Consider the following 19496-nt stretch of genomic DNA (forward strand, 5'->3'; position numbering starts at 1 on the left):
GGCATATTGCCCATCCTACCGGTCGAACGGGCGCTGCGGGTCATTGGTAGGATGGGCAATCTGCCCATCTTCCGGCTCGGCGACCGGATTATTTCTTGCGCGGCGCGGGTTTGCCGCCCAGCGACCTTGCCGCCTCGGCCGCGGCGCGGAGTTCCTCGGCGATGTCGAGCGCCTCGTCCGGCTCGAAATCCATCGGCAGTTCGGTGCCGTCATCGGCCTCGATATAGATGCGCACCATGCCCTGGTCGGTCGGGCCGATCTGGATATTGGCGGACACGTCGCTTTGCTTGTCGATCCCCATGGCGATCCCTTTCGCTTTTCCTGCGGTTTGGGCGAGGCCGCGCCTCCTGTCAAGGCGGCGCTCGGCAAGCCTTTGCGGCGCCTTCGCCGATCCGGGGGCGACCTCCCCGCAGGCGCCGCCGCCTTTCGCTGCATTTTCCGGTTGACCCCCCCGCCGCTTGCCCCTAAATCACCCCCCATCCGCAGCGCAAGTTGCGGAGAGGATGTGCCGCTTTAGCTCAGTTGGTTAGAGCGCTAGATTGTGGATCTAGAGGTCCCCCGTTCAAGCCGGGGAAGCGGTACCATCACTCCCCCCTGACATTGGAATGGCCTTACGCCTGCGCTGTGCGGGGTCTTTTCGCGTGGCGCCGGGCGCGAGCGAGCGGGGGTTTCACACCCCCGCACCCCCGTGGGATATTTTCATCTGGATGAAGGGCAGGGCGCTGCGGCGCGTCCAGGTCCGCGCAATTTTGGCTTCGGGGGCTGAGTCGGGCTTGAATAGTAGCCATGCTTATAATAGGTAATGCTCATGGAAACCCGATCCCTTGGCCTTCTTCTGCATGATGCGGCGCGTGCGGTGCGCAAGCGCTTCGAGGCGCGTTCGGCCTCTTATGGGCTGACCTCGGCGCAGTGGCGGATGCTGGTCTGGGTCTGCAAGACCGAGGGCGGGGCGCCGCAGTCGCGTTTTGCCGACCTGCTGGAGATCGAGCCGATCTCGGTCTCGCGCCTGCTCGACCGGATGGAGGCGCTGGGCTGGGTCACCCGGGCGCCCGACCCGAGCGATAGAAGGGTGCGGCGGGTGTTTCCGACCGAAAAGGCCCGCGATGTTTTCGCCAATTTCAAGCCGATTGCCGATCAGGTCTATGCCGAGGCGCTGGCCGGGATCTCGCCCGAGCAGCACCGGCTGCTGATGGAAAGCCTGGCGCAAGTCATCACCAATCTCGCGACGGCCGAGGAGATCGGCCAAAAGGAAATCTCATGAACGCGCAATCCACTGCCACGATCAGCCCCGACATGGCCGGCGGCACGCTGGCCCGGGCCAAGCCGAAGAACCGCCGGCGGCTTTTGATGATCTCGGTTCCGGTGCTGATCGTGCTGGGGGCCGGGGCCTATTGGCTGAGCGGCGGGCGCTACGAATCCACCGAGAATTCCTACTTCCACCAGGCCCGCATCGCGATTGCCTCGGATGTGTCGGGGCGGCTGGTCGCGGTCAATGTGACCGATGGCCAGGTCGTCAAGAAGGGCGCGGTGATGTTCACCGTCGACCCCGAACCCTACAAGCTCGCCCTCGCCCAGGCCAATATCGCGGTGGATGCGGCGCGGCTTCAGGTGGCGCAGCTGAAGGGTGCCTATGACGCCGCAGTGGCGCAGGAAAAGGTCGCCGAGGATGACGCCGAATACCAAGGCACCCAGCTCGCCCGGCAGGAGGCGCTCGCCCAGCGGGGCGTCAGCACCGGTTCCGACCTCGACGATGCCCGCAACAGCGAGCGGCGCGCCCGCGAGACGGCCGAGGTTGCCCGTGTCGCGGTCGAAAACGCCAAGATCGCGCTGAGCGGCGATCCCGCGATCGACACCGACCGCCACCCGGCGGTGGCCGCAGCCCTCGCCGCGCGCGATCAGGCCGCCTATATGCTGTCCTTGACCGAGGTTCTGGCCCCGGCGGATGGCATGGTCTACCAGGCCAACAATTTCAAACCCGGCCAGTATCTGACGGCGGGTTCGGCGGTCTTCTCCTTCATGCCCAGCAACGAGATCTGGGTCGAGGCGAATTTCAAGGAGACCCAGCTGACCCATATCGAGCCCGGACAGGCGGCCAGCGTGACCTTCGACGTCGACCCCGGCCATCCGGTCTCGGGCCATGTCGATGCGGTGGGGGCTGGGACGGGTTCGGAGTTCTCGCTGATCCCGGCGCAGAACGCGACCGGCAACTGGGTCAAGGTGACCCAGCGCGTGCCGGTGCGCATCCTCCTCGACCATCCCGACACCGAGGCGCCGGTGGTTTCGGGGATGAGCGCCTCGGTCTCGGTCGATACCGGGGTGACGCGGTCCTGGCGCGATCTGCTGCCGGCCGCCCTGTCGGGCAAGTGAGATGAGCCAGCTGGGGCCCAATGGCGAGTACCCGAACCGGGGCTTGATCACCGTGATGATCATGCTGGCCACGATCATGCAGGTGCTGGACACCACGATTGCCAATGTGGCCCTGCCGTCGATGACCGGCGACCTTGGCGCCAGCCAGGATACGATCACCTGGGTTCTGACCTCTTACATCGTCGCCGCCGCGATCATGACGCCGGTGACCGGCTGGCTTGCCGACCGGATCGGCAAGCGCGAGCTGTTCATCGTCTCGATCATCGGCTTCGTCGTGGCCTCGCTTCTCTGCGGCATCGCCTGGAACCTCAATGCGATGGTGCTCTTCCGCCTGATGCAGGGGATTTTCGGCGCGGCCATCGTGCCCTTGAGCCAGACCTTCCTTCTGGACATCAACCCGCGCGAGAAGGCCGGGTCGGCCATGGCGATGTGGGGGGCCGGCATCATGGTCGGGCCGATCATCGGGCCGACTTTGGGCGGCTGGCTGACCGAAAGCTACAACTGGCGCTGGGTCTTCCTGATCAACCTGCCGGTCGGGATCGTGGCGGTTCTGGGCTGTATCGCCTATCTGCCCAAATCGACCATCCGCCTGCGCCGCTTCGACTTTTTCGGCTTTGCGATGCTGTCTTTGGGCCTTGGCGCCCTGCAGATGATCCTCGACCGCGGCGGCGAGCTCGACTGGTTCGCCAGTACCGAGATCTGCCTCTATGCCGCGCTGACCGTCACCGGCTTCTGGGTCTTCATCATCCATATCAACACCGCCGACCTGCCGTTTCTGGAACCCGCGATGTTCCGCGATGCGAATTTCCGGATCGGGCTGATCTTCATCTTCATCGTCGGGATCATCCTTCTGGCCTCGCTGGCGCTGTTGCCGCCGATGCTGTCGAAGATCTTCGGCTATCCGACGATCACCACCGGGCTTGTGATGGGGCCGCGCGGGGTGGGGACGATGATCTCGATGCTTCTGGTGGGCAAGCTGGTGCGCACGGTGGACCCGCGGCTTCTGGTGGTGACGGGGCTCTTGCTGACGGCGAGCTCGCTTTACTTCATGACCGGTTTCTCGCCCCTGATGAACGCCTGGCCGGTGATCTGGACCGGGGTGGTGCAGGGTCTGGGGCTGGGGCTGGTCTTCGTGCCCTTGTCGACCATCGCCTTTTCCACCATCGACGTGAAATACCGCGCCGATGCCACGAGCCTGTTTTCCCTGGTGCGCAACATCGGGTCGTCGATCGGAATCTCGGTCGTCTCGGTGATGCTGGCGCGCAATATCCAGACCAACCATGTCGAGCTGGGCGGGGCGATGACCGCCTTCAACCCGATGCTGCAAGACGCGATGCCCTCGGCGATTTCGGGCAATCCGGTGGCGCTGTCGCAGCTGGACGGGCTGATCAACATCCAGGCGGCGATGATTTCCTACCTCGACGACTTCAAGCTGATGATGGTGGTCACGCTGGCTGCGATTCCGCTGGCGCTGATCCTGAGGAAGCCCGCGCCCGCGGCGCAGAAGGGCGCGCCGATGGCGGTGCACGCGGATTAAAGCAGGCCGCGCGCCGCCAGGTTGCGCATCAGGGCGCCGGTGCCGAAGGCCCAGGGCGGCGCCTCGGTCGACAGGCGCACCGTGTTGGTCAGCGTGCCAAGCGCCGGGGTCGCGATGGTGACCAGATCGCCGATGTGATGGGTAAAGCCCTCGCCCGGGCCGTCGCGGTCCTGCACCGGGGCGAACATCGTGCCGCAGTAGAGGAGGAACCCGTCCGGGTACTGGTGATGCGGCCCGAGGGTCTGCGCTGCCAGATCCGCCGGATCGCGGCTGATCTCGGCCATCGACGAGCGGCCCTCCAGCTTGAAGCCGTCCTCGCCCGTCACGGTCAGCGTCAGGGTCAGGTTGCGGACGTCGTCGAGGCTGAAGCCCGCGTCGAACAGCCGGATCAGTGGGCCGATCGCGGCGGAGGCGTTGTTGTCCTTGGCCTTGCCGAGGAGGAGCGCCGAGCGCCCCTCGACATCGCGCAGGTTCACGTCATTGCCCAGCGTCGCACCACGGATCTTGCCGCGCGAATTGACCGCCAGCACCACCTCCGGCTCGGGGTTGTTCCAGCGCGAAATCGGGTGCAGCCCGACCGAAGCGCCATAGCCGACCGAGGCCATCGGCGGGCATTTGGTGAAGACCTCGGCATCCGGGCCGATGCCGACTTCAAGGTACTGCGACCAGAGGCCCTCGGCGCTCAGCAGTTTCTTGACCTCGGCGGCCTCGGGCGAGCCGGGGCGCAGGTTGCGCAGGCTGGTGCCGAGAAGGGCTGCGATCCGGTCGCGGATGCCGGCGGCGGCGGCGGGGTTGCCGGCGGCGCGTTCCTCGATCACCCGCTCGATCATCGAGCCGGCGAAGGTCACGCCACAGGCCTTGATCGCCTGCAGATCGGCGGGAGAGAGAAGGCGCGTCGCCTCGGGCGCAGGTTCGACCGAGGCGGCGAGGAGGTCGGCCAGCGGGGCGATCGGGCGGCCGGGTGTCGCGGCCAGATGGGCGACCGGGTCGGCAAGCTCCAAAAGGTCGGACATGGTGGGGGCCGTCCGCGTCGTCACATCATGCAGGACGCCGTCGCGCAGATGGGCCAGGACCGGGCCGGTGCCGGCAAGCCAGACCCGGCCGACGAAGGTGCCGGCCGGAAGGCTGGCGGCTGCGGTTGCGGATGCGGTCATGGCGTCTCTCCCCTGCGATGCGCGGTCAAGCTAGGCCGGGGCGCGGCGACAGGGAAGGGGGCGCGGATGTTTTCTGCCGGCTCGCGCGGGTGCCCTGCACCTTGCGGTTGCAAGTTGGCGCGACTCATGCAGGAGTGGCGGCAGGGGCTTTGCGGCACCCGCCCGCCCAGGCCGCAAAAACCACCACAGTTCAGGCGTCTGCGCGGGCAGACCCGCATTTCCATGCCCAATTTGCAGGCCAGGCTCCGGCGCAAAAATCCGTCGAAATGTCGCCTGATTGCGACAAAGCGGCGCTTTATCCCCTGTCATTTGCAAGTGCCGCAAAATTCATCCATCGCGACCTCTGCCGGTGCTTCTCTTTGTAACAGCCCAGTTGACACAGTGGCCCGGGGACGGAGTAAGCTTCGCCCAGGGAGCGCAAGGGATACCTGCATCCAGGGATGCGGGGGCAGCTTTGGGCGCCTTCAACAACGGGGCGAAGCAAAGGCTCCGGCAGATAGCCGCGCAAGCGGGCAACATAGGGAGACCTGACGTGACGAAAAACAACTCGATCAGCCGCCGCGGGTTCATCAAGACCACGGTCGCTGGCGTGGGTGCGCTGGCTGCTCCGGCGCTCATCTCTTCCAAGGCGCTTGCCTCTTCGGGCGAGCTGAACTTCACCGGCTGGGCCGGCTACCCGGTCTTCAAGGAAAAAGTCTTCCCGGCCTTCACCGCCGCCACCGGCATCAAGGTGAACTTCACCGAACTGCCCGACCAGGACGCGATGCGCGCCCAGGCCAAGGTGGCGCTGCAGTCGGGCGGCATCGACATGACCGAGCCGACGATCGAACGCGTCGGCGCCTGGAACAGCGACGGCCTGATCGGCGCCTGGGACCCGGCGAAGCTGGCAATGGACAACTACCTGCCCGGCCTCGCCGATGGCACCGCGGGCGAGCGGTCGCACAAGGACGGCAAGCTGATGTATGTGCCCTCCAACTGGGGCACCGAGGCGCTGGTCTACAAGAAGGACGCCGCCAAACTCGGCGAGCCGCCGACGCTCGGCGCGCTGTTCGACCCGGCCAACCAGGTGACGCTGCGCCCGCACTCGGCGCTGGCCGCCATGGGCCGTCATCTGGATGCCACCGGCAAGCTGCCGATGCCCTGGATCGAAGGCTATTCCGACATGGCCAAGATGGCCACGCTCTGGGACATCGCGCTGGCCGAGGCCGTCAAGGCCAAGCGCAACGTGGTGCAGTTCTGGTCGGGCGAGAACGAAGCCCATGCCGGCTTTGCCGACAATGGCGCGACGGTGGGTCTGTGCTGGGATTCGACCGGCTACAACCTGCGCAACGACGGCTATGGCTACATGGCTCCGGACGAGGGCGCCTTCGCCTGGCACCAGGGCTTCGTGCTGATGAAGAACGCCGTCAACGTCGACCAGGCGCATGAGCTGGCCAAGTGGGTCTCGACCGCCGAAGGTTCGGCGCTCTGGGCCACCGCCTTCTCGGCCAACCCGGTCGGCAAGGGCGGTTCGGACAAGATGGACCCGGATGTGGCAACCTTCTACAACTCGGCCTTCGACGATGCGAAGCTGGCCAAGCTGTGGTGGTGGCCGGACCAGTCGGCAGAATTCCTCGCCAAGCGCGCGGAATATGCAGACAAGTACAAAGCGTCCTGATCTTGGGCAATTGAACTGATGATGCGCCGGGCCCCTCGTGGCCCGGCGTGGCATTCGCGGCATCGCGTGATCCACTGCGCGCGACAACTACAAACAACAAACGACCAACACGGGGACCGACACACCGATGAGCGCCGGTATTGATCTGGATGACGTCTGCTGCGATTTTGGCAGCTTCCGCGCCGTAGACCATGTGAATGTCTCGATCCAGCCGGGGGAGTTCTTTTCCTTCCTCGGCCCGTCGGGCTGTGGCAAGACCACGATTCTGCGCATGATCTCGGGCTTCACCGACCCGTCTTCGGGGGTGATCCGCATTGGCGGCAAGGATATGAAGGGCCAACGCCCGAACCAGCGCCCCACCGCGCTGATCTTTCAGAACCTCGCGCTGTTTCCCCTGATGCCGATCTGGGAGAATATCGCCTTCGGGCTGGAGGTGCGCGGCGTGCCCAAGGCCGAGCGCCGGGCCAAGGCGGAAGAGCTCTTGCGCCTCGTCGATCTGCCCAATGCCGCCGACAAGTTCGCAAGCCAGCTTTCGGGCGGCCAGAAGCAGCGCGTCGCCATCGCCCGCGCGCTGGCCGTCGAACCCTCGGTCATGCTGCTGGACGAACCGCTGTCCGCCCTCGACCTCAAGCTGCGCCAGCACATGCGGGCCGAGCTTCGCGCCATCCAGAAGCGCACCGGCGTGACCTTCATCTACATCACCCATGACCAGGGCGAGGCCTTGGCCATGTCCGACCGGGTCGGTGTGATGAGCCAGGGCCGCCTGCAGCAGGTCGCCGATCCGCGCGACATCTACAATAACCCGAGCAACGGTTTCGTTGCGGCCTTCGTCGGCGAGAACAACATCTTCAAGGGCACGGTCGGTTCCGAAGCCGGCGGTTTCGCCCGTTACGAGACCCCGCATGGCGTGTTCCGCGCCCGGTCCAACGTGCAGGGCGGCACCGACCTCAAGCTTTACGTCCGCCCGGAGCACACGCTGATCTCGGCCACGCCGGGGGTGGAAAACAGCGTGCCGGTGACGGTGACCGATGTGGCCTTCGAGGGCAATTTCATCTCGGTCCATGCCGTGACCGACACCGGGGCCGAGCTTCTGGCCGAGCTGCGCAACGACGGCTCCAGCCTGATCCCGAACCGGGGCGACAAGCTGCACATGAGCTTCGCGGCCGAGCGCGCCTCGATCCTGCCCGATGGTCAGGTCCGGGGAGCCTAGGGATGGAGGACCTCCTGCGCCGCTATGGCCCAACCCTGACCGGAGCCTTCGTGCTTCTCACCGCCTTCTGGCTGCTGATGCTGGTGATCCTGCCCAACGTGACCCTCTTCGAGGCAAGCTTCCGGCCCTATCTGCCGGTGGCCGAGGTGGGCGGGCCGAAGGATGTCTATTCGCTGGGCAATTACGCGAAGTTCTTCGCCAGCCAGACCGACACCGATTTCTTCGGCTACAACATTCCGCTGCCGATCCATATGAAGATCTTCTTCGGCACGGTCTATTACTCGGCCATGGTGACGGTGATCACCTTCGTGATGGCCTATCCGCTAGCCTTCTACCTTGCCAAGGTGGTGACGCCGAAATCGCTGCCGACGCTGTTCCTTCTGCTCTTCGTGCCGATGTGGGTTTCCGAGGTGCTGCGCAGCTTTGCCTGGTGGATCATCCTCGCCTACAAGGGGCCGCTCAATGCCATCCTGATGGGCGTGGGCATCACCGATGACCCGATCCGCTGGATCATGGGCTACCGCGCCATCATCATCGGCCTCGTCTATACCTATGTCCTCTTCATGGTCTTCCCGATCTACAACGCGATGCAGTCGCTCGACAGCAACCAGATCGAGGCGGCGCAGGACCTGGGCTCGCCCTGGTGGCGCACCCATTGGCGCATCGTGCTGCCGCATTCCAAGCCGGGCATCGCCTCGGGCGCGGTCATGGTCTTCATGCTGGCGGCGGGGTCGCTGCTGGTGCCGGCGCTGCTGGGCTCGCCCACCTCGCTGTGGTTCACCCAGACGATCCAGCAATGGATGCTCGAGGCGCAGGACTGGAACACCGGGGCGGCCTATGCCTTCCTGTTCCTCAGCCTCTGCGTGGTCTTCGTGTCGCTGGTGATGTGGCTGTTCAAGGTCCAACTGACCGATATCGCGAAATAGGGGAGGGCGAGACATGGACGATAAAATGCGCCGGACCCTGTACCATATCTACATGGGTCTGTTTCTGGTCTACCTCCTGGTGCCGCTGGCGCTGATGGGGGGGGCGGCCTTCAACGACAACCGGCTGCCCTCGGTCTATCCCTGGAAAGGGCTGACCGACCGCTGGTTCCTCGAGTTGTGGAACGACGGGACGATGTGGTCCTCGTTCCTCAACACCATCCTCGTCGCGCTGGCGGTGGTGGCCCTGGCGGTGCCGGTCGGCACGGCGGCGGCCATCGTGGTGAACTCGGTCTCCGGCCGGGTCCGCTCGGTGCTCTACGGCTTCATGGTGGCGCCGGTTCTGGTGCCGGGGGCGGTGATCGGCATCTCGACCATCCTGTTCTGGAACAAGCTCAGCGTGCCGACCGGCCTGCATCTCTCGGTGCTGGGTCAGGTCAGCTATATCGCGGCCTTCGTGATGCTGATGGTGCTGGCCCGGCTGCAAAGCTTTGACGAGAACCTGGAGGAGGCCGCCCTCGACCTGGGTGCCACCCATGGTCAGGTGATGCGCCGCATTCTTCTGCCGCATCTCTACCCGGCCATCGGGGCCGGGGCGGCGATCGCCTTCTTCCAGTCGATCGAGAACTTCAACGTCACCCTCTTCACCCGGGGCACCTCGCAGACCCTCACGGTCTATGTCTTCTCCAAGGTGCGGGCCGGGATCACGCCCTCGATCAACGCGCTGGCGCTTCTGTTGATCCTCTTCACCCTGGCCCTGGCCGTGGTCTACGAGATCCGCCGCCGCAACCTCGCCCGGATCGAAGCCGCCCGCGAGGCCGAAGCCCGCCGCGCCGAAGACGCCGAGATCGCCTGACCCGGGATCGCCAGACACCAGGCCACGCCGGAACACCAATGACGAAGGGGGAGCCTCACCGCTCCCCCTTTCGCTTTCATTCTGGTCTAAATATCCCCGCCGGAGGCTCCGCCCTGTGGCACGCGACCCGGTATCAGGCCGTCCGCGTCGGGGTCTTGCTTTCGAACCAGCGGAACAGCAGCACGATCAGCGCGGTGATCACCATATAGGCCACCGCCAGCAGCAAGAGCGGCTCGTAGACGATCAGCGTGTCGCGGCGCACCCGGCCGGCGACGTCGTAGATGTCCATGATGGTGATGGTGGAAATCAGCGGCGTGGATTTCAGCTGCAGCACCGTCTCGCCGCCGATGGTCGGCAGGACGCGCTGGATGGCTTGCGGCAGCCAGATCCGGCGGAACATGGTGAAACGGGGCATGCCCATCGCCTTAGCGGCCTCAAGCTGGCCATGGCCCACGCCCTTGAAGGCCGAGCGCATCACCTCGCCCTCGTAACCCGCCACCGACAGCGACAGCGCCACCACGGCATAGGGCCAGGCCTGGCGCAGGATCGGCCACATGGCGGACTCCCTGATCCAGGGCATCGAGGGGAAAAGCGAGCCGAGCCCGTAATAGAGCATCCAGATCTGCAAGAGCAGCGGCGTGCCGCGGATGATCGAACAGAAGACCCGCGCCGGCCAGGCCAGCCAGGCGGGGCCGGCGGCCTGGGCAAAGCCGATCGGGATGGCGAGGAGCATCCCCACCACCATGGTCACGACCAGAACCCAGATCGTCGTCCACAGGCCCTTGAGCATCATCGCCTGATACTTGGGCTTGGCCAGCCAGTCCCATTGCAGGTTCCAGACGCACCAGGTCACGATGGCGGCGGCGATCAGGATCAGGAACACACGGTGCGGCTTCAGGAACTCGCGCATCAGATCCTCATGTCGCGCTGGCCGCGCCGCGCCCATTTCTCGATCCGGTGGATCAGGAAGGTCGAGGACAGCGAGATCACCATGTAAAGCACCATGGCAGCGGGGTAAAAGACGAAGAAGGCCTTGGTCGAGGCCGAGGCCTGGGCCGTGGCCTTGGTCAGTTCGGTAAAGCCGATGACGGCCAGAAGGGCGGTGTCCTTGGTGGCATTCAGCCACAGGTTGGCCAGGCCCGGCAGCGCGTTCGAGGTCATCAGGGGCAGGGTGATCCGGCGGGCCATCAGCGTCGGCGACATGCCCATGGCGCGGGCGGCCTCGATCTGGCCGGCGGGCACGGCGAGGATGCCACCGCGGATCACCTCGGTCTGATAGGCGCCCTGCACGACGCCCAGCACCGCGATCCCGGTCAGGATCGGCGAGATGACGACGCGGGCATAGCCGAAATAGGTCAGGGCATCGTTCAGAAGCCCGGTGAAGGCGTAGTAGAGGATCAGGATCAGCACCAGCTCCGGCACGGCGCGGACGAGCGTGGTATAGGTGGCCAGAAGATCCTTCAGGATCGGGCCGCCGTACAATTTGCCGAAGGCGCCGGCGATGCCGATGGCAAAGCCAAGCGCATAGGCGCCAAGGGCGATGACGACCGAATTGCCAAGGCCCCAAAGCAGGGTAGCCCCCCAGCCGCAGTCGCCTAAGCTCAGAAGTTCAAGCGCGGGGATCTGTGCGGGCGGGGGGCAGGTCATTATTTGCCGTAGATGTCGAAGTCGAAGTAGGGCTTGGAGATGGCGTCATAGGTGCCATCGGCGCGGATCGCGGCAATCGCGGCGTTCAGCTTTTCCTTCAAGGGATCGCCCTTGCGCAGACCGAAGCCCACGCCCTTGCCGAGGATCGCCGGATCATCCTCGACCTCGCCGGCGCTTTCACAGCAGGCGCCGGTCGCGGTCTTCAGGAAGTCCGAGACGACCAGACCATCGGCCACCACCGCGTCGATGCGGCCCGCGGCGAGATCCTGATAGCTTTCATCCGAGGTCTGGTAGCTTTTCAGCTCGGCATCCGGGAAATGCGCCTGCACATAGGCTTCCTGGGTGGTCGAGACCTGCACGCCGATGATCTTGCCCTTCAGCGACTCGTCGGTCGGCTTCAGGGTCGAGCCTTTGGAGACCATCATCGCGGTCGGCGTGTTGTAATACTTGTCCGAGAAGTCGATGGCCTTCATCCGCTCTTCGGTGATCGACATCGAGGACATGATCACGTCGATCTGCCCCGCGTTCAGCGCCGGGATGATGCCATCCCAGGCGGTGGGGGTGATCACGCAGTCCAGCGCGGCCTGCTTGCAGATGGCGTGGAGGAAGTCGACCTCCCAGCCTTTCCAGGTGCCGTCGGCATCCATCGCGGTGAAGGGCGGGTAGGCGGCAACATCGACGCCAACCTTGATCGGGTCGGCAAAGGCTGCCGAACCGAGCGACAGGGCCGCCACTGCGGCCAGAACGATTTTCTTCATTGGGATCTCCTTTGTGTCGAGTGGTCCCCGCAGGTCGCTTGTCAGCCCACGGTTTTCAGGAATTGCTTCAGGCGTTCGGACTTCGGGGCGCCGAACAACTCTTCCGGCGGGCCCTCCTCTTCGATGATGCCATTGTGCAGATAGATCACATGGCTGGCCACTTCGCGGGCAAAACGCATTTCATGGGTGACGAGGATCATGGTGCGGCCCTCGTCGGCCAGACCCTTGATGACCTGCAGCACCTCGCCCACCAGTTCTGGGTCAAGGGCCGAGGTCGGCTCGTCGAACAGCATGGCCTTGGGGTTGATGCACAGCGCGCGGGCGATGGCGGCGCGCTGCTGCTGGCCGCCCGACATGAAGGCGGGATAGGCGCCTTCCTTTTCGGCGAGGCCGACCCGGGCCAGCAGGGCGCGGGCGCGGGTGATCGCCTCGTCCTTGGGCACCTTCAGCACATGGACCGGCACCTCGATGAGGTTTTCCAAGACCGTCATATGGGTCCAGAGGTTGAAGTTCTGGAACACCATGCCAAGGCTCTGCCGCGCCTTTTCAAGCTGGTGCTTGTTGGCGGCATGGCCATCGGGCTTCATCTCGATCTTTTCGCCGCAGATCTCGATCTTGCCGCCCGAGGGGGTTTCCAGAAAGTTGATGCAGCGCAGCATGGTCGACTTGCCCGAGCCCGAGCCGCCGATGATCGCCACGACATCGCCTTCGCGGGCACAAAGCGAGACACCCTTGAGCACCTCATGCGTCCCGAAGGATTTGCGCAATCCGCTGACGTTGATCGCGATGGGTTGTGACATCGCAGTATTTCCCTGTTCCGGCATGTGGTCCCGCCGTTGCTTTTCCTGATCTGACCCAGCGGCGCGGCTTTGTGCAAGAGAATAATTTTTCGCCGCCGGGCCAAGGGCCTATTCCAGATTGGTATGGCGCGCACGCATAGATTCTGGGCTTTCTTGCAAAAGCGGGCGTAAAAGCAGCACAAGAAGCTCAAAGACCAGAAACATGGCACCTTCGAAAACCGAGCCCATCGGCAAGACTGACGTGGGGGCAAGCTGGTCGCGCGCCATGGTCTGGACGGGAATCACCAGGACCAGATCGCTGGCCTGCGGGTCCGGTCCCTGCGGCTCTGCCGTCACGCAGGCGACGCGCGCCCCTGCGGCCCGCGCCTGACCGATCAGCGCCGCCACCGTCGCAAGGCGGCCGGGGCCGGACCCCACCAGCAGCAGATCCCCCGGCCCGAGCGGCGGGCAGGACATGTCGCCTTGCACATGGACATCGCGGCCAAGGTGGTAAAGCCGCATCGCCAGCGCCCGCAGCATCAACCCCTCGCGCCCGCAGCCATAGACCACGATCCGGCCCGCAGAGGCGATGGCCCGCGCCAGAGCCTCCAGCTCGGCCTGCGAGACCGTGGCGCAGCCTTGCCGCAGCTCTTCGGTCGCGGCGGCGGCAAGGTCGGCGAGGGTTTTGGGCTCGGTCATGGCGGCTCCCTGCGGCGGGGTCAGGACAGGAACTTCGGCTCTTCCAGACCCACGCCGACGCCTTCAAAGGCAAAGACCTTGCCGGCGTTCGGATAGGCGGCGCGTTCGGCCTCGGTCATGCCCTGCAGGGCGGTGGTCACGAAGAGCGTGGTCAGCCCCGGGCCGCCGAAGGCCGGGCAGGAGGTATGGGGCGCATCGACCTTGACCTCGCGCAGGTATTCGCCCGCGGGGGAATAGCAGGCCACCCGCCCGGCGCCCCATTGCGCGTTCCAGAAATTGCCCTCGGCGTCGATCGTGGCACCATCGGGGAAGATCTCGGTCCCGGTGAAGTCGAGGAAGACCTCACGCTCGCCCGCGGGCCAGCCATTCTCGTCCAGCGCCACCTTCCAGACCAGCTGCGCCATGGTGTCGGCGAAATAGGCGGTCTTGCCATCGGGGGCAAAGCAGATCGCGTTCGGGATCGAGATGCCGTCGTAAAGCTTGCGCCGCTCGCCCTTGAACAGGCGGTAGATGGCGCCCTTGCCCTCGCGGTCCGCGTCCGCCTTCTGCATCGTGCCGATCCAGAAGCCGCCCTGCCGGTCGGTCTTGCCGTCGTTGGGGCGGTTTTCCGGCTTGTCGGCCTCCAGCGCGCAGAGGGTCAGCGCCTCGCCGGTGTCGAGCGAGTAGAGGAAGCATTCGCCTTCCCCCGCGATCAGCACGACATAATAGCCGACATAGGCCATGGCCGAGGCCATCTTCGGCATCTGCCACGAACGCGGGCCATTGCCATTGCTCGACATCAGCGTGCCGCTGAGGATGTCGAACCAGAAAAGCTCGCCCTGCGAGGGGTGCCAGATCACCCCTTCGCCCAGCTCGCAGCGGCGGTCGTCATAGATCATGCTCAGGCTCCCGGCTGGGCTGCGGCGTCATAGGCCGCAACGATTTCATGGGCGCGGGCGCTGATCTGGTCCAACGCCAGTCCCGGCGTGTAAAGCGCCGTGCCGATGCCGAAGCCATCCGCCCCCGCCTTGAACCATTGCCCGAAATTCGAGGCCCCGGCGCCGCCCACCGCATAGACCGCCGTGCCCTTGGGCAGGATGGCGCGCATGGCTTTCAGGCCCTCGGGGCCGATCAGGTTGGCCGGGAAGATCTTGAGGCCATCCGCCCCCGCCTTCAGCGCGGCAAAGCATTCGGTGGGCGTCATCACCCCGGGCCACGAGGCCATGAAGCGCGCCTTGGTGGCGGCGATCACCTCGGGGTCGCAATTGGGCGAGACGATCAGCGTGCCGCCGGCGTCCTGCACCTCCTGCACATCCTTGACCGTCAGCACCGTGCCAGCGCCGATCTCGGCATGGGAGCCGAAGGCCTTGGCCATGGCCGCGATCGACGTCATCGGATGCGGCGAGTTCAGCGGCACTTCGATCCGCGTGATCCCGGCGGCGATCAGCGCCTCGCCGACCGGCAGCGCCTCGGCGGGGGTCAGGCCGCGCAGGATGGCGATCAGGTTGCGCGTGTGGTGCAGGGCTTGGGTCATCTTATGCTTTCAGCTTGGCATGAAGGGCGGAGAGGCCGGCGAGCGTGCAGGCGGTGTCATCGAGGATGTCGGCTTTCAGCCCTTGCGTCGCAAGGGCGCGGGCATAGGAGGCGGAGAGTTTCGCCGCCCCGATCAGCTTGACCTCCTGGCCCAGCCAATAGGGCTTGGCCCCGGCCAGTTCGATCCCGATCAGAAGGCCCGACAGGCGGGCGCGGGCCTGGGCCGAGGTCAGGCCGTGCAGCAGCCCCTCGGCGCGCAGGGAAAACAGGCGGGCCGCGATGCGGTCGGGGCGCGAGAGGGCCTCGTCCAGACCCTCGTCAAAGGCGGTGTCGTCCCAGCCCTCGGCGGTCAGCGAATGGCGCAGGACCGATTGGGCGGAGAGGAGGGCGAAAAGCTCGCCCGTCATGTAGGTCTGGAAAGAGACGACCTCGCCCGCCGAAACCTGCGCCCATTTGGAATGGGTGCCGGGCAGGCAGAAGACGCCGTCAAAGCCGGGGTGCAGGGCGAGGGCGCCGGCCAGCTGGGTCTCTTCGCCGCGCATCACATCGGCGGGTTTCGCCTGCGACAGGCCGGGGGCGATGCGGACATCGAGGCGCTTGTCCTGGGTTGCCACCCGGGTCAGGCCCTGCGGATCGGTGGGGGTGCAGGGCACGGCGCGGTAGCTGGCCTCTTGCCAGCCCTGCCGCGCGCCAACCATGCCGCAGGCGAGAACCAGGGTCGGAGCCGCGCCGAGCCAGGGCGCGATCACCTCCATCAGGGCGGCTTCGAACTCGGCGGGGGCGAGCTTGCCCATGCCCTTTTCGCTGCGGCCCTGGTCGAGGATTTCGCCTTCGCCCATCGCCCAGGCCCGCATGTTCGACGTGCCCCAATCAACGGCTATCCAGGCGGCGGGCCCCTTTGCAGGCATGGTACTCTCCTTCTTTTGCCCGGGAGTTTTGCCCTTTTGCGGCGCCAAGGGCAATTGCCGCTTTGAAAAATCGCACAAGGCCGCGGCAGGGCCCCCGCGGCTTTGCGCAAAAGGCGGCGGGGAAAGGCTTGGCGCGGCTCTGGCGTTAAGTCCCGCCCTTCTCTGGACCTAACGTCCCCGGCGCGGAAGGCGGATGATGGCGCCCATCTGGCTGGCGAGGCCGCAGGACGGCGCGGTTTGATTCGTCATGGGGCAGCCCAGGCCCTGCAGCGCTTTGAGGAGAGACCGATGAACACGATGACCAACGACCTGAGCGGCGTTGTTGCGGCCGACAAGGCCCATGTCTGGCACCACCTGAGCCAGCACAAGCAATATGAGACCATCGACCCGAGGGTGATTGTCGAAGGCAAGGGCCTGCGCGTCTGGGATGCCGTGGGGCGCGAATATATCGACGCGGTCTCGGGGGCGGTCTGGACGGTGAACGTGGGCTATGGCCGCGAAAGCATCGCCAAGGTCGTGGCCGACCAGCTGGTCAAGATGAACTATTTCGCAGGCTCCAACGGCTCGGTGCCGGGCGCACTTTTCGCGGAAAAGCTGATCTCGAAGATGCCGGGCCTGACCCGGGTCTATTATTCCAACTCGGGCTCGGAAGCCAACGAGAAGGTCTACAAGATGGTGCGCCAGATCTCGCACCGGCACCACGGCGGCAAGAAGAACAAGATCCTCTACCGCGAGCGTGACTACCACGGCACGACGATCGCCGCCCTGGCCACCTCGGGCCAGAAGGAGCGGGCGCTGCAATACGGGCCCTATCCCGATGGGTTCGTGATGGTCCCGCATTGCCTGGAATACCGCAAGCAGTGGGATGTCGAGAATTACGGCGAGCGCGCCGCCGATGCGATCGAAGAGGTCATCCTGCGCGAGGGCCCGGACACGATCGGCGCCCTGGTGCTGGAGCCGGTGACCGCCGGCGGTGGCGTGATCGTGCCGCCCAAGGGCTATTGGGAGCGGGTGCAGGAGATCTGCAAGAAGTACCAGATCCTCCTCCACATCGACGAGGTGGTCTGCGGCGTCGGCCGCACCGGCACCTGGTTCGGCTACCAGCATTTCGGCATCAAGCCCGATTTCGTGACCATGGCCAAGGGCGTCGCCTCGGGCTATGCGGCGATCTCCTGCACCGTGACGACCGAAGAGGTCTTCGCGATGTTCAAGGACGATGCGGCGGACCCCTTGAGCTATTTCCGCGACATCTCCACCTTCGGCGGCTGCACGGCGGGTCCGGCGGCGGCCTTGGAGAACATGCGGATCATCGAGGATGAGGGTCTTCTGGACAACACCCTGAAGATGGGCGCCCGGGTGATCGACAACCTCAATGCCTTGATGGAAAAGCATAAAGTCATCGGCGATGTGCGCGGCAAGGGCCTGTTCTGCGGCGCGGAACTGGTGGCCGACCGGGCGACCAAGGAGCCTGCGGACGAGAAGAAAGTCGCGGCTGTGGTGGCCGATTGCAACGCCAATGGCGTGATCATCGGCATGACCAACCGCTCGATCCCCGGGCTGAACAACACGCTGTGCCTGAGCCCTGCGCTGATTGCGACGGCCGATGACATCGATGCGATCACCGGGGCCATCGACAATGCTTTGACCCGGGTTTTTGGCTGAACCCGCCGGGGGCTGTCTGCCCCCGGACCCCCGAGGATATTTATGGACCAATGAAGAGGGGGGTGCGGGGGGAGATCTCCGCGCCCCTTGACTTTGGGGGGGCACGCGGGGCCAATCGCGGCATGGAGGCCCCGATGGCGACGATCCCCCCCGAAGCTTTTGTCCTGCCGGCTGCCGAACGCGGCAGCCTGCAGCAGCGCATCCGGCAGATGGTGACCGAGGGGGTTCTTTCGGGGCGGTTCCGGCCGGGGGCCAAGATGCCCTCCTCGCGCGGGCTGGCGGCGCATCTGCAGGTGAGCCGGCTGACCGTGACGCTGGCCTATGCCGAGATGGTGGCGCAGGAATATCTCGCGGCGCGCGGGCGGTCGGGCTATTTCGTCTCGGAAAACGCACCGCTGGCCAGCGAGTTGCCGGCTCAGGCCGTGCGTGCCGAGGCGGCGGAGTTCAGCCGCATCGCCGGGCGCTTTTCCCGCCAGCGCGGGGTGGAGCGGCCCGACGACTGGGAACGCTATACCTATCCCTTCATCTATGGTCAGGCCGATGCCAGCCTGTTCGACCATCAGAATTGGCGGCTTTGCGCGGTTCGCGCCCTCGGCCGGCGCGACTTCGCCGCGATGACGGCGGATTATTACGAACGCGACGACCCCTTGCTGATCGAATACCTGCTGCGCCAGATCCTGCCCAAGCGCGGGATTGCCGCGCGCGAGGATGAGGTTCTGCTGACCATGGGCGCGCAGAACGCGCTCTGGCTGACCGCTGCCTGCCTTCTGGGCCCGGGGCGCCGCGCGGCGATGGAGAACCCCGGCTATCCCGGCCTGCGCGCCATCCTCGGCGCCAGCGGGACCGAGGTCCTCTCGGTCGATGTCGATGCCGATGGCCTGCCGCCCGACGCGATCCCGCGCGGGGTGGATGCCGTCTTCACCACCGCCAGCCACCAGTGCCCGACCAATGCCACCATGCCGGTCGAACGCCGCCGCGCGCTTCTGGAGGCGGCGGGGCGCGAAGGCTTCGTCATCGTCGAGGATGACTATGAATTCGAGATGTCCTTCCTCAAACCCGTCTCTCCGGCCCTGAAATCCCTCGATGCCGAGGGGCGGGTGGTCTATGCCGGGTCCTTCTCCAAATCGGTCTTTCCGGGGATGCGGCTGGGCTACCTTGTCGGCCCCCCCGGCTTCATCCGCGAGGCGCGGGCCTTGCGGCTGATGAGCCTGCGCCACCCGCCCGGCCATATCCAGCGCACCATGGCCTATTTCCTGTCCCTCGGGCATTATGACACGCTGATCAACCGGATGCGCTCTGCCTTCCGGCGCCGGCGTCAGGTGATGGAGGAGGCGATTGCCGCCCATGGCCTGACGGTGGCCGGGCAGGGCGGCTTCGGCGGCTCCAGCTTCTGGATGCGCGCGCCCGTCGACACCGAGGCGCTGGCCACGCGGCTGCGCGCCAATGGCGTGCTGATCGAACCCGGCCGCACCTTCTTTGACCCCGCCCGCGAGGATCGCCAGCATTACCGGCTGGGCTATGGCTCGATCCCGCAGACCCGGATCGCCGAGGGCATCGCCCGCATCGCCCTTGCCCTTCGGTAGCAACTGTCTTTCAGGCTTTGGTTTGGGCGTAGTCTTTGCCTGTTTTGACCATTGCGTTGAGAATTGTCAGGAGTTTTCTTGCGCAGGCGATGATTGCGACCTTTGTCGGTTTTCCGGCAGCGGCGAGTCTTGCTCTGAAGGCCTTGATGTTCGGATCGTGGCGCGAGGCGATGAAGCCGGCCAGGTAGAGGCTGCGTCTGATGGCGGGTCGCCCGCCCCAGATGTGGCGCCTTCCGCGCAGGGT

The 19496-nt window shown here is 65.6% G+C and carries 19 protein-coding genes, 1 tRNA gene and 1 pseudogene; 10 read left to right on the forward strand and 11 right to left on the reverse strand.

The genetic code is table 11. The annotated features are described in order from the left end of the window. Window positions 1-88: 88 nt before the first annotated feature. Window positions 89-301: a DUF6324 family protein gene (locus tag AC1DZT_RS22630; protein ID WP_478008916.1), complete on the reverse strand. Its 213-nt coding sequence runs from the start codon at window positions 299-301 to the stop codon at window positions 89-91. Window positions 302-507: 206 nt separating this feature from the next. Between AC1DZT_RS22630 and AC1DZT_RS22635 the strand changes: the two genes are divergently transcribed. The 4 genes from AC1DZT_RS22635 (at window position 508) to AC1DZT_RS22650 (ending at window position 3904) form a co-directional block, all read left to right on the forward strand. After that, window positions 508-584 (forward strand) — tRNA-His (locus AC1DZT_RS22635). A 224-nt stretch (window positions 585-808) separates the two neighbouring features. Further along, window positions 809-1261, forward strand: a complete 453-nt coding sequence (locus AC1DZT_RS22640) for a MarR family winged helix-turn-helix transcriptional regulator (protein ID WP_478008917.1) — start codon at window positions 809-811, stop codon at window positions 1259-1261. Beyond that, the gene (locus AC1DZT_RS22645; protein WP_478008918.1) at window positions 1258-2367 is read left to right on the forward strand and encodes an HlyD family secretion protein; all 1110 of its coding nucleotides are present in this window, start codon (window positions 1258-1260) and stop codon (window positions 2365-2367) included. The genes AC1DZT_RS22640 and AC1DZT_RS22645 overlap by 4 nt, the downstream gene beginning before the upstream one ends. A gap of 1 nt (window position 2368) precedes the next feature. Then, window positions 2369-3904 (forward strand): DHA2 family efflux MFS transporter permease subunit, encoded by a 1536-nt coding sequence (locus tag AC1DZT_RS22650; protein WP_478008919.1) that lies wholly within the window; start codon window positions 2369-2371, stop codon window positions 3902-3904. Here AC1DZT_RS22650 and AC1DZT_RS22655 read toward each other — a convergent pair. Further along, window positions 3901-5058 carry a fumarylacetoacetate hydrolase family protein gene (locus AC1DZT_RS22655; RefSeq protein WP_478008920.1) on the reverse strand — a complete coding sequence of 386 codons (1158 nt, stop codon included), beginning with the start codon at window positions 5056-5058 and terminating at the stop codon, window positions 3901-3903. The genes AC1DZT_RS22650 and AC1DZT_RS22655 overlap by 4 nt on opposite strands. A gap of 532 nt (window positions 5059-5590) precedes the next feature. Here AC1DZT_RS22655 and AC1DZT_RS22660 point away from each other — a divergent pair. The 4 genes from AC1DZT_RS22660 (at window position 5591) to AC1DZT_RS22675 (ending at window position 9704) form a co-directional block, all read left to right on the forward strand. Further along, on the forward strand, window positions 5591-6715 hold the full coding sequence (locus AC1DZT_RS22660; RefSeq protein WP_478008921.1) for an extracellular solute-binding protein: 1125 nt from the start codon (window positions 5591-5593) through the stop codon (window positions 6713-6715). Between the two features lie 127 nt (window positions 6716-6842). Next, window positions 6843-7925 (forward strand): ABC transporter ATP-binding protein, encoded by a 1083-nt coding sequence (locus tag AC1DZT_RS22665; RefSeq protein ID WP_478008922.1) that lies wholly within the window; start codon window positions 6843-6845, stop codon window positions 7923-7925. 2 nt (window positions 7926-7927) lie between these two features. Further along, window positions 7928-8851 (forward strand): ABC transporter permease, encoded by a 924-nt coding sequence (locus AC1DZT_RS22670; RefSeq protein WP_478008923.1) that lies wholly within the window; start codon window positions 7928-7930, stop codon window positions 8849-8851. Window positions 8852-8864: 13 nt separating this feature from the next. Next, on the forward strand, window positions 8865-9704 hold the full coding sequence (locus AC1DZT_RS22675) for an ABC transporter permease (protein ID WP_478008924.1): 840 nt from the start codon (window positions 8865-8867) through the stop codon (window positions 9702-9704). Window positions 9705-9837: 133 nt separating this feature from the next. On the opposite strand, the gene AC1DZT_RS22680 is transcribed toward AC1DZT_RS22675, so the two are convergent. The 8 genes from AC1DZT_RS22680 to AC1DZT_RS22715 all read right to left on the reverse strand — a co-directional run bounded on the left by AC1DZT_RS22680 (window position 9838) and on the right by AC1DZT_RS22715 (window position 16007). Next, window positions 9838-10614 carry an ABC transporter permease gene (locus AC1DZT_RS22680; protein WP_478008925.1) on the reverse strand — a complete coding sequence of 259 codons (777 nt, stop codon included), beginning with the start codon at window positions 10612-10614 and terminating at the stop codon, window positions 9838-9840. Further along, entirely contained in the window at window positions 10614-11351 is a 738-nt protein-coding gene (locus AC1DZT_RS22685) for an ABC transporter permease (protein ID WP_478008926.1), read from the reverse strand. Before AC1DZT_RS22685 ends, AC1DZT_RS22680 begins: the two co-directional genes overlap by 1 nt. Next, on the reverse strand, window positions 11351-12109 hold the full coding sequence (locus AC1DZT_RS22690) for a transporter substrate-binding domain-containing protein (protein WP_478008927.1): 759 nt from the start codon (window positions 12107-12109) through the stop codon (window positions 11351-11353). Before AC1DZT_RS22690 ends, AC1DZT_RS22685 begins: the two co-directional genes overlap by 1 nt. A gap of 41 nt (window positions 12110-12150) precedes the next feature. Beyond that, complete coding sequence (locus tag AC1DZT_RS22695) at window positions 12151-12909, reverse strand: ABC transporter ATP-binding protein (RefSeq protein WP_478008928.1); 759 nt, start codon at window positions 12907-12909, stop codon at window positions 12151-12153. A gap of 108 nt (window positions 12910-13017) precedes the next feature. Further along, window positions 13018-13587 carry an SIS domain-containing protein gene (locus AC1DZT_RS22700; RefSeq protein WP_478008929.1) on the reverse strand — a complete coding sequence of 190 codons (570 nt, stop codon included), beginning with the start codon at window positions 13585-13587 and terminating at the stop codon, window positions 13018-13020. A gap of 20 nt (window positions 13588-13607) precedes the next feature. Beyond that, on the reverse strand, window positions 13608-14465 hold the full coding sequence (locus AC1DZT_RS22705; protein WP_478008930.1) for an SMP-30/gluconolactonase/LRE family protein: 858 nt from the start codon (window positions 14463-14465) through the stop codon (window positions 13608-13610). Between the two features lie 2 nt (window positions 14466-14467). Beyond that, a complete protein-coding gene (locus AC1DZT_RS22710) occupies window positions 14468-15100 on the reverse strand; it encodes a 2-dehydro-3-deoxy-6-phosphogalactonate aldolase (protein WP_478008931.1) in 633 nt (210 codons plus the stop codon). A gap of 1 nt (window position 15101) precedes the next feature. Beyond that, window positions 15102-16007, reverse strand: coding sequence for a 2-dehydro-3-deoxygalactonokinase (locus AC1DZT_RS22715; protein ID WP_478008932.1), 906 nt, complete (start codon window positions 16005-16007; stop codon window positions 15102-15104). A gap of 288 nt (window positions 16008-16295) precedes the next feature. Between AC1DZT_RS22715 and tpa the strand changes: the two genes are divergently transcribed. Continuing rightward, window positions 16296-17669, forward strand: coding sequence for a hypotaurine--pyruvate aminotransferase Tpa (tpa, locus tag AC1DZT_RS22720; RefSeq protein WP_478008933.1), 1374 nt, complete (start codon window positions 16296-16298; stop codon window positions 17667-17669). Window positions 17670-17803: 134 nt separating this feature from the next. Next, window positions 17804-19252 (forward strand): MocR-like pyridoxine biosynthesis transcription factor PdxR, encoded by a 1449-nt coding sequence (gene pdxR / locus AC1DZT_RS22725; protein ID WP_478008934.1) that lies wholly within the window; start codon window positions 17804-17806, stop codon window positions 19250-19252. 10 nt (window positions 19253-19262) lie between these two features. Here pdxR and AC1DZT_RS22730 read toward each other — a convergent pair. Then, window positions 19263-19496 (reverse strand): annotated as a pseudogene (locus tag AC1DZT_RS22730) (IS110-like element ISHne4 family transposase); the annotation flags it as partial.

The organism is Rhodobacter sp. P1_C2 (assembly GCF_056406375.1).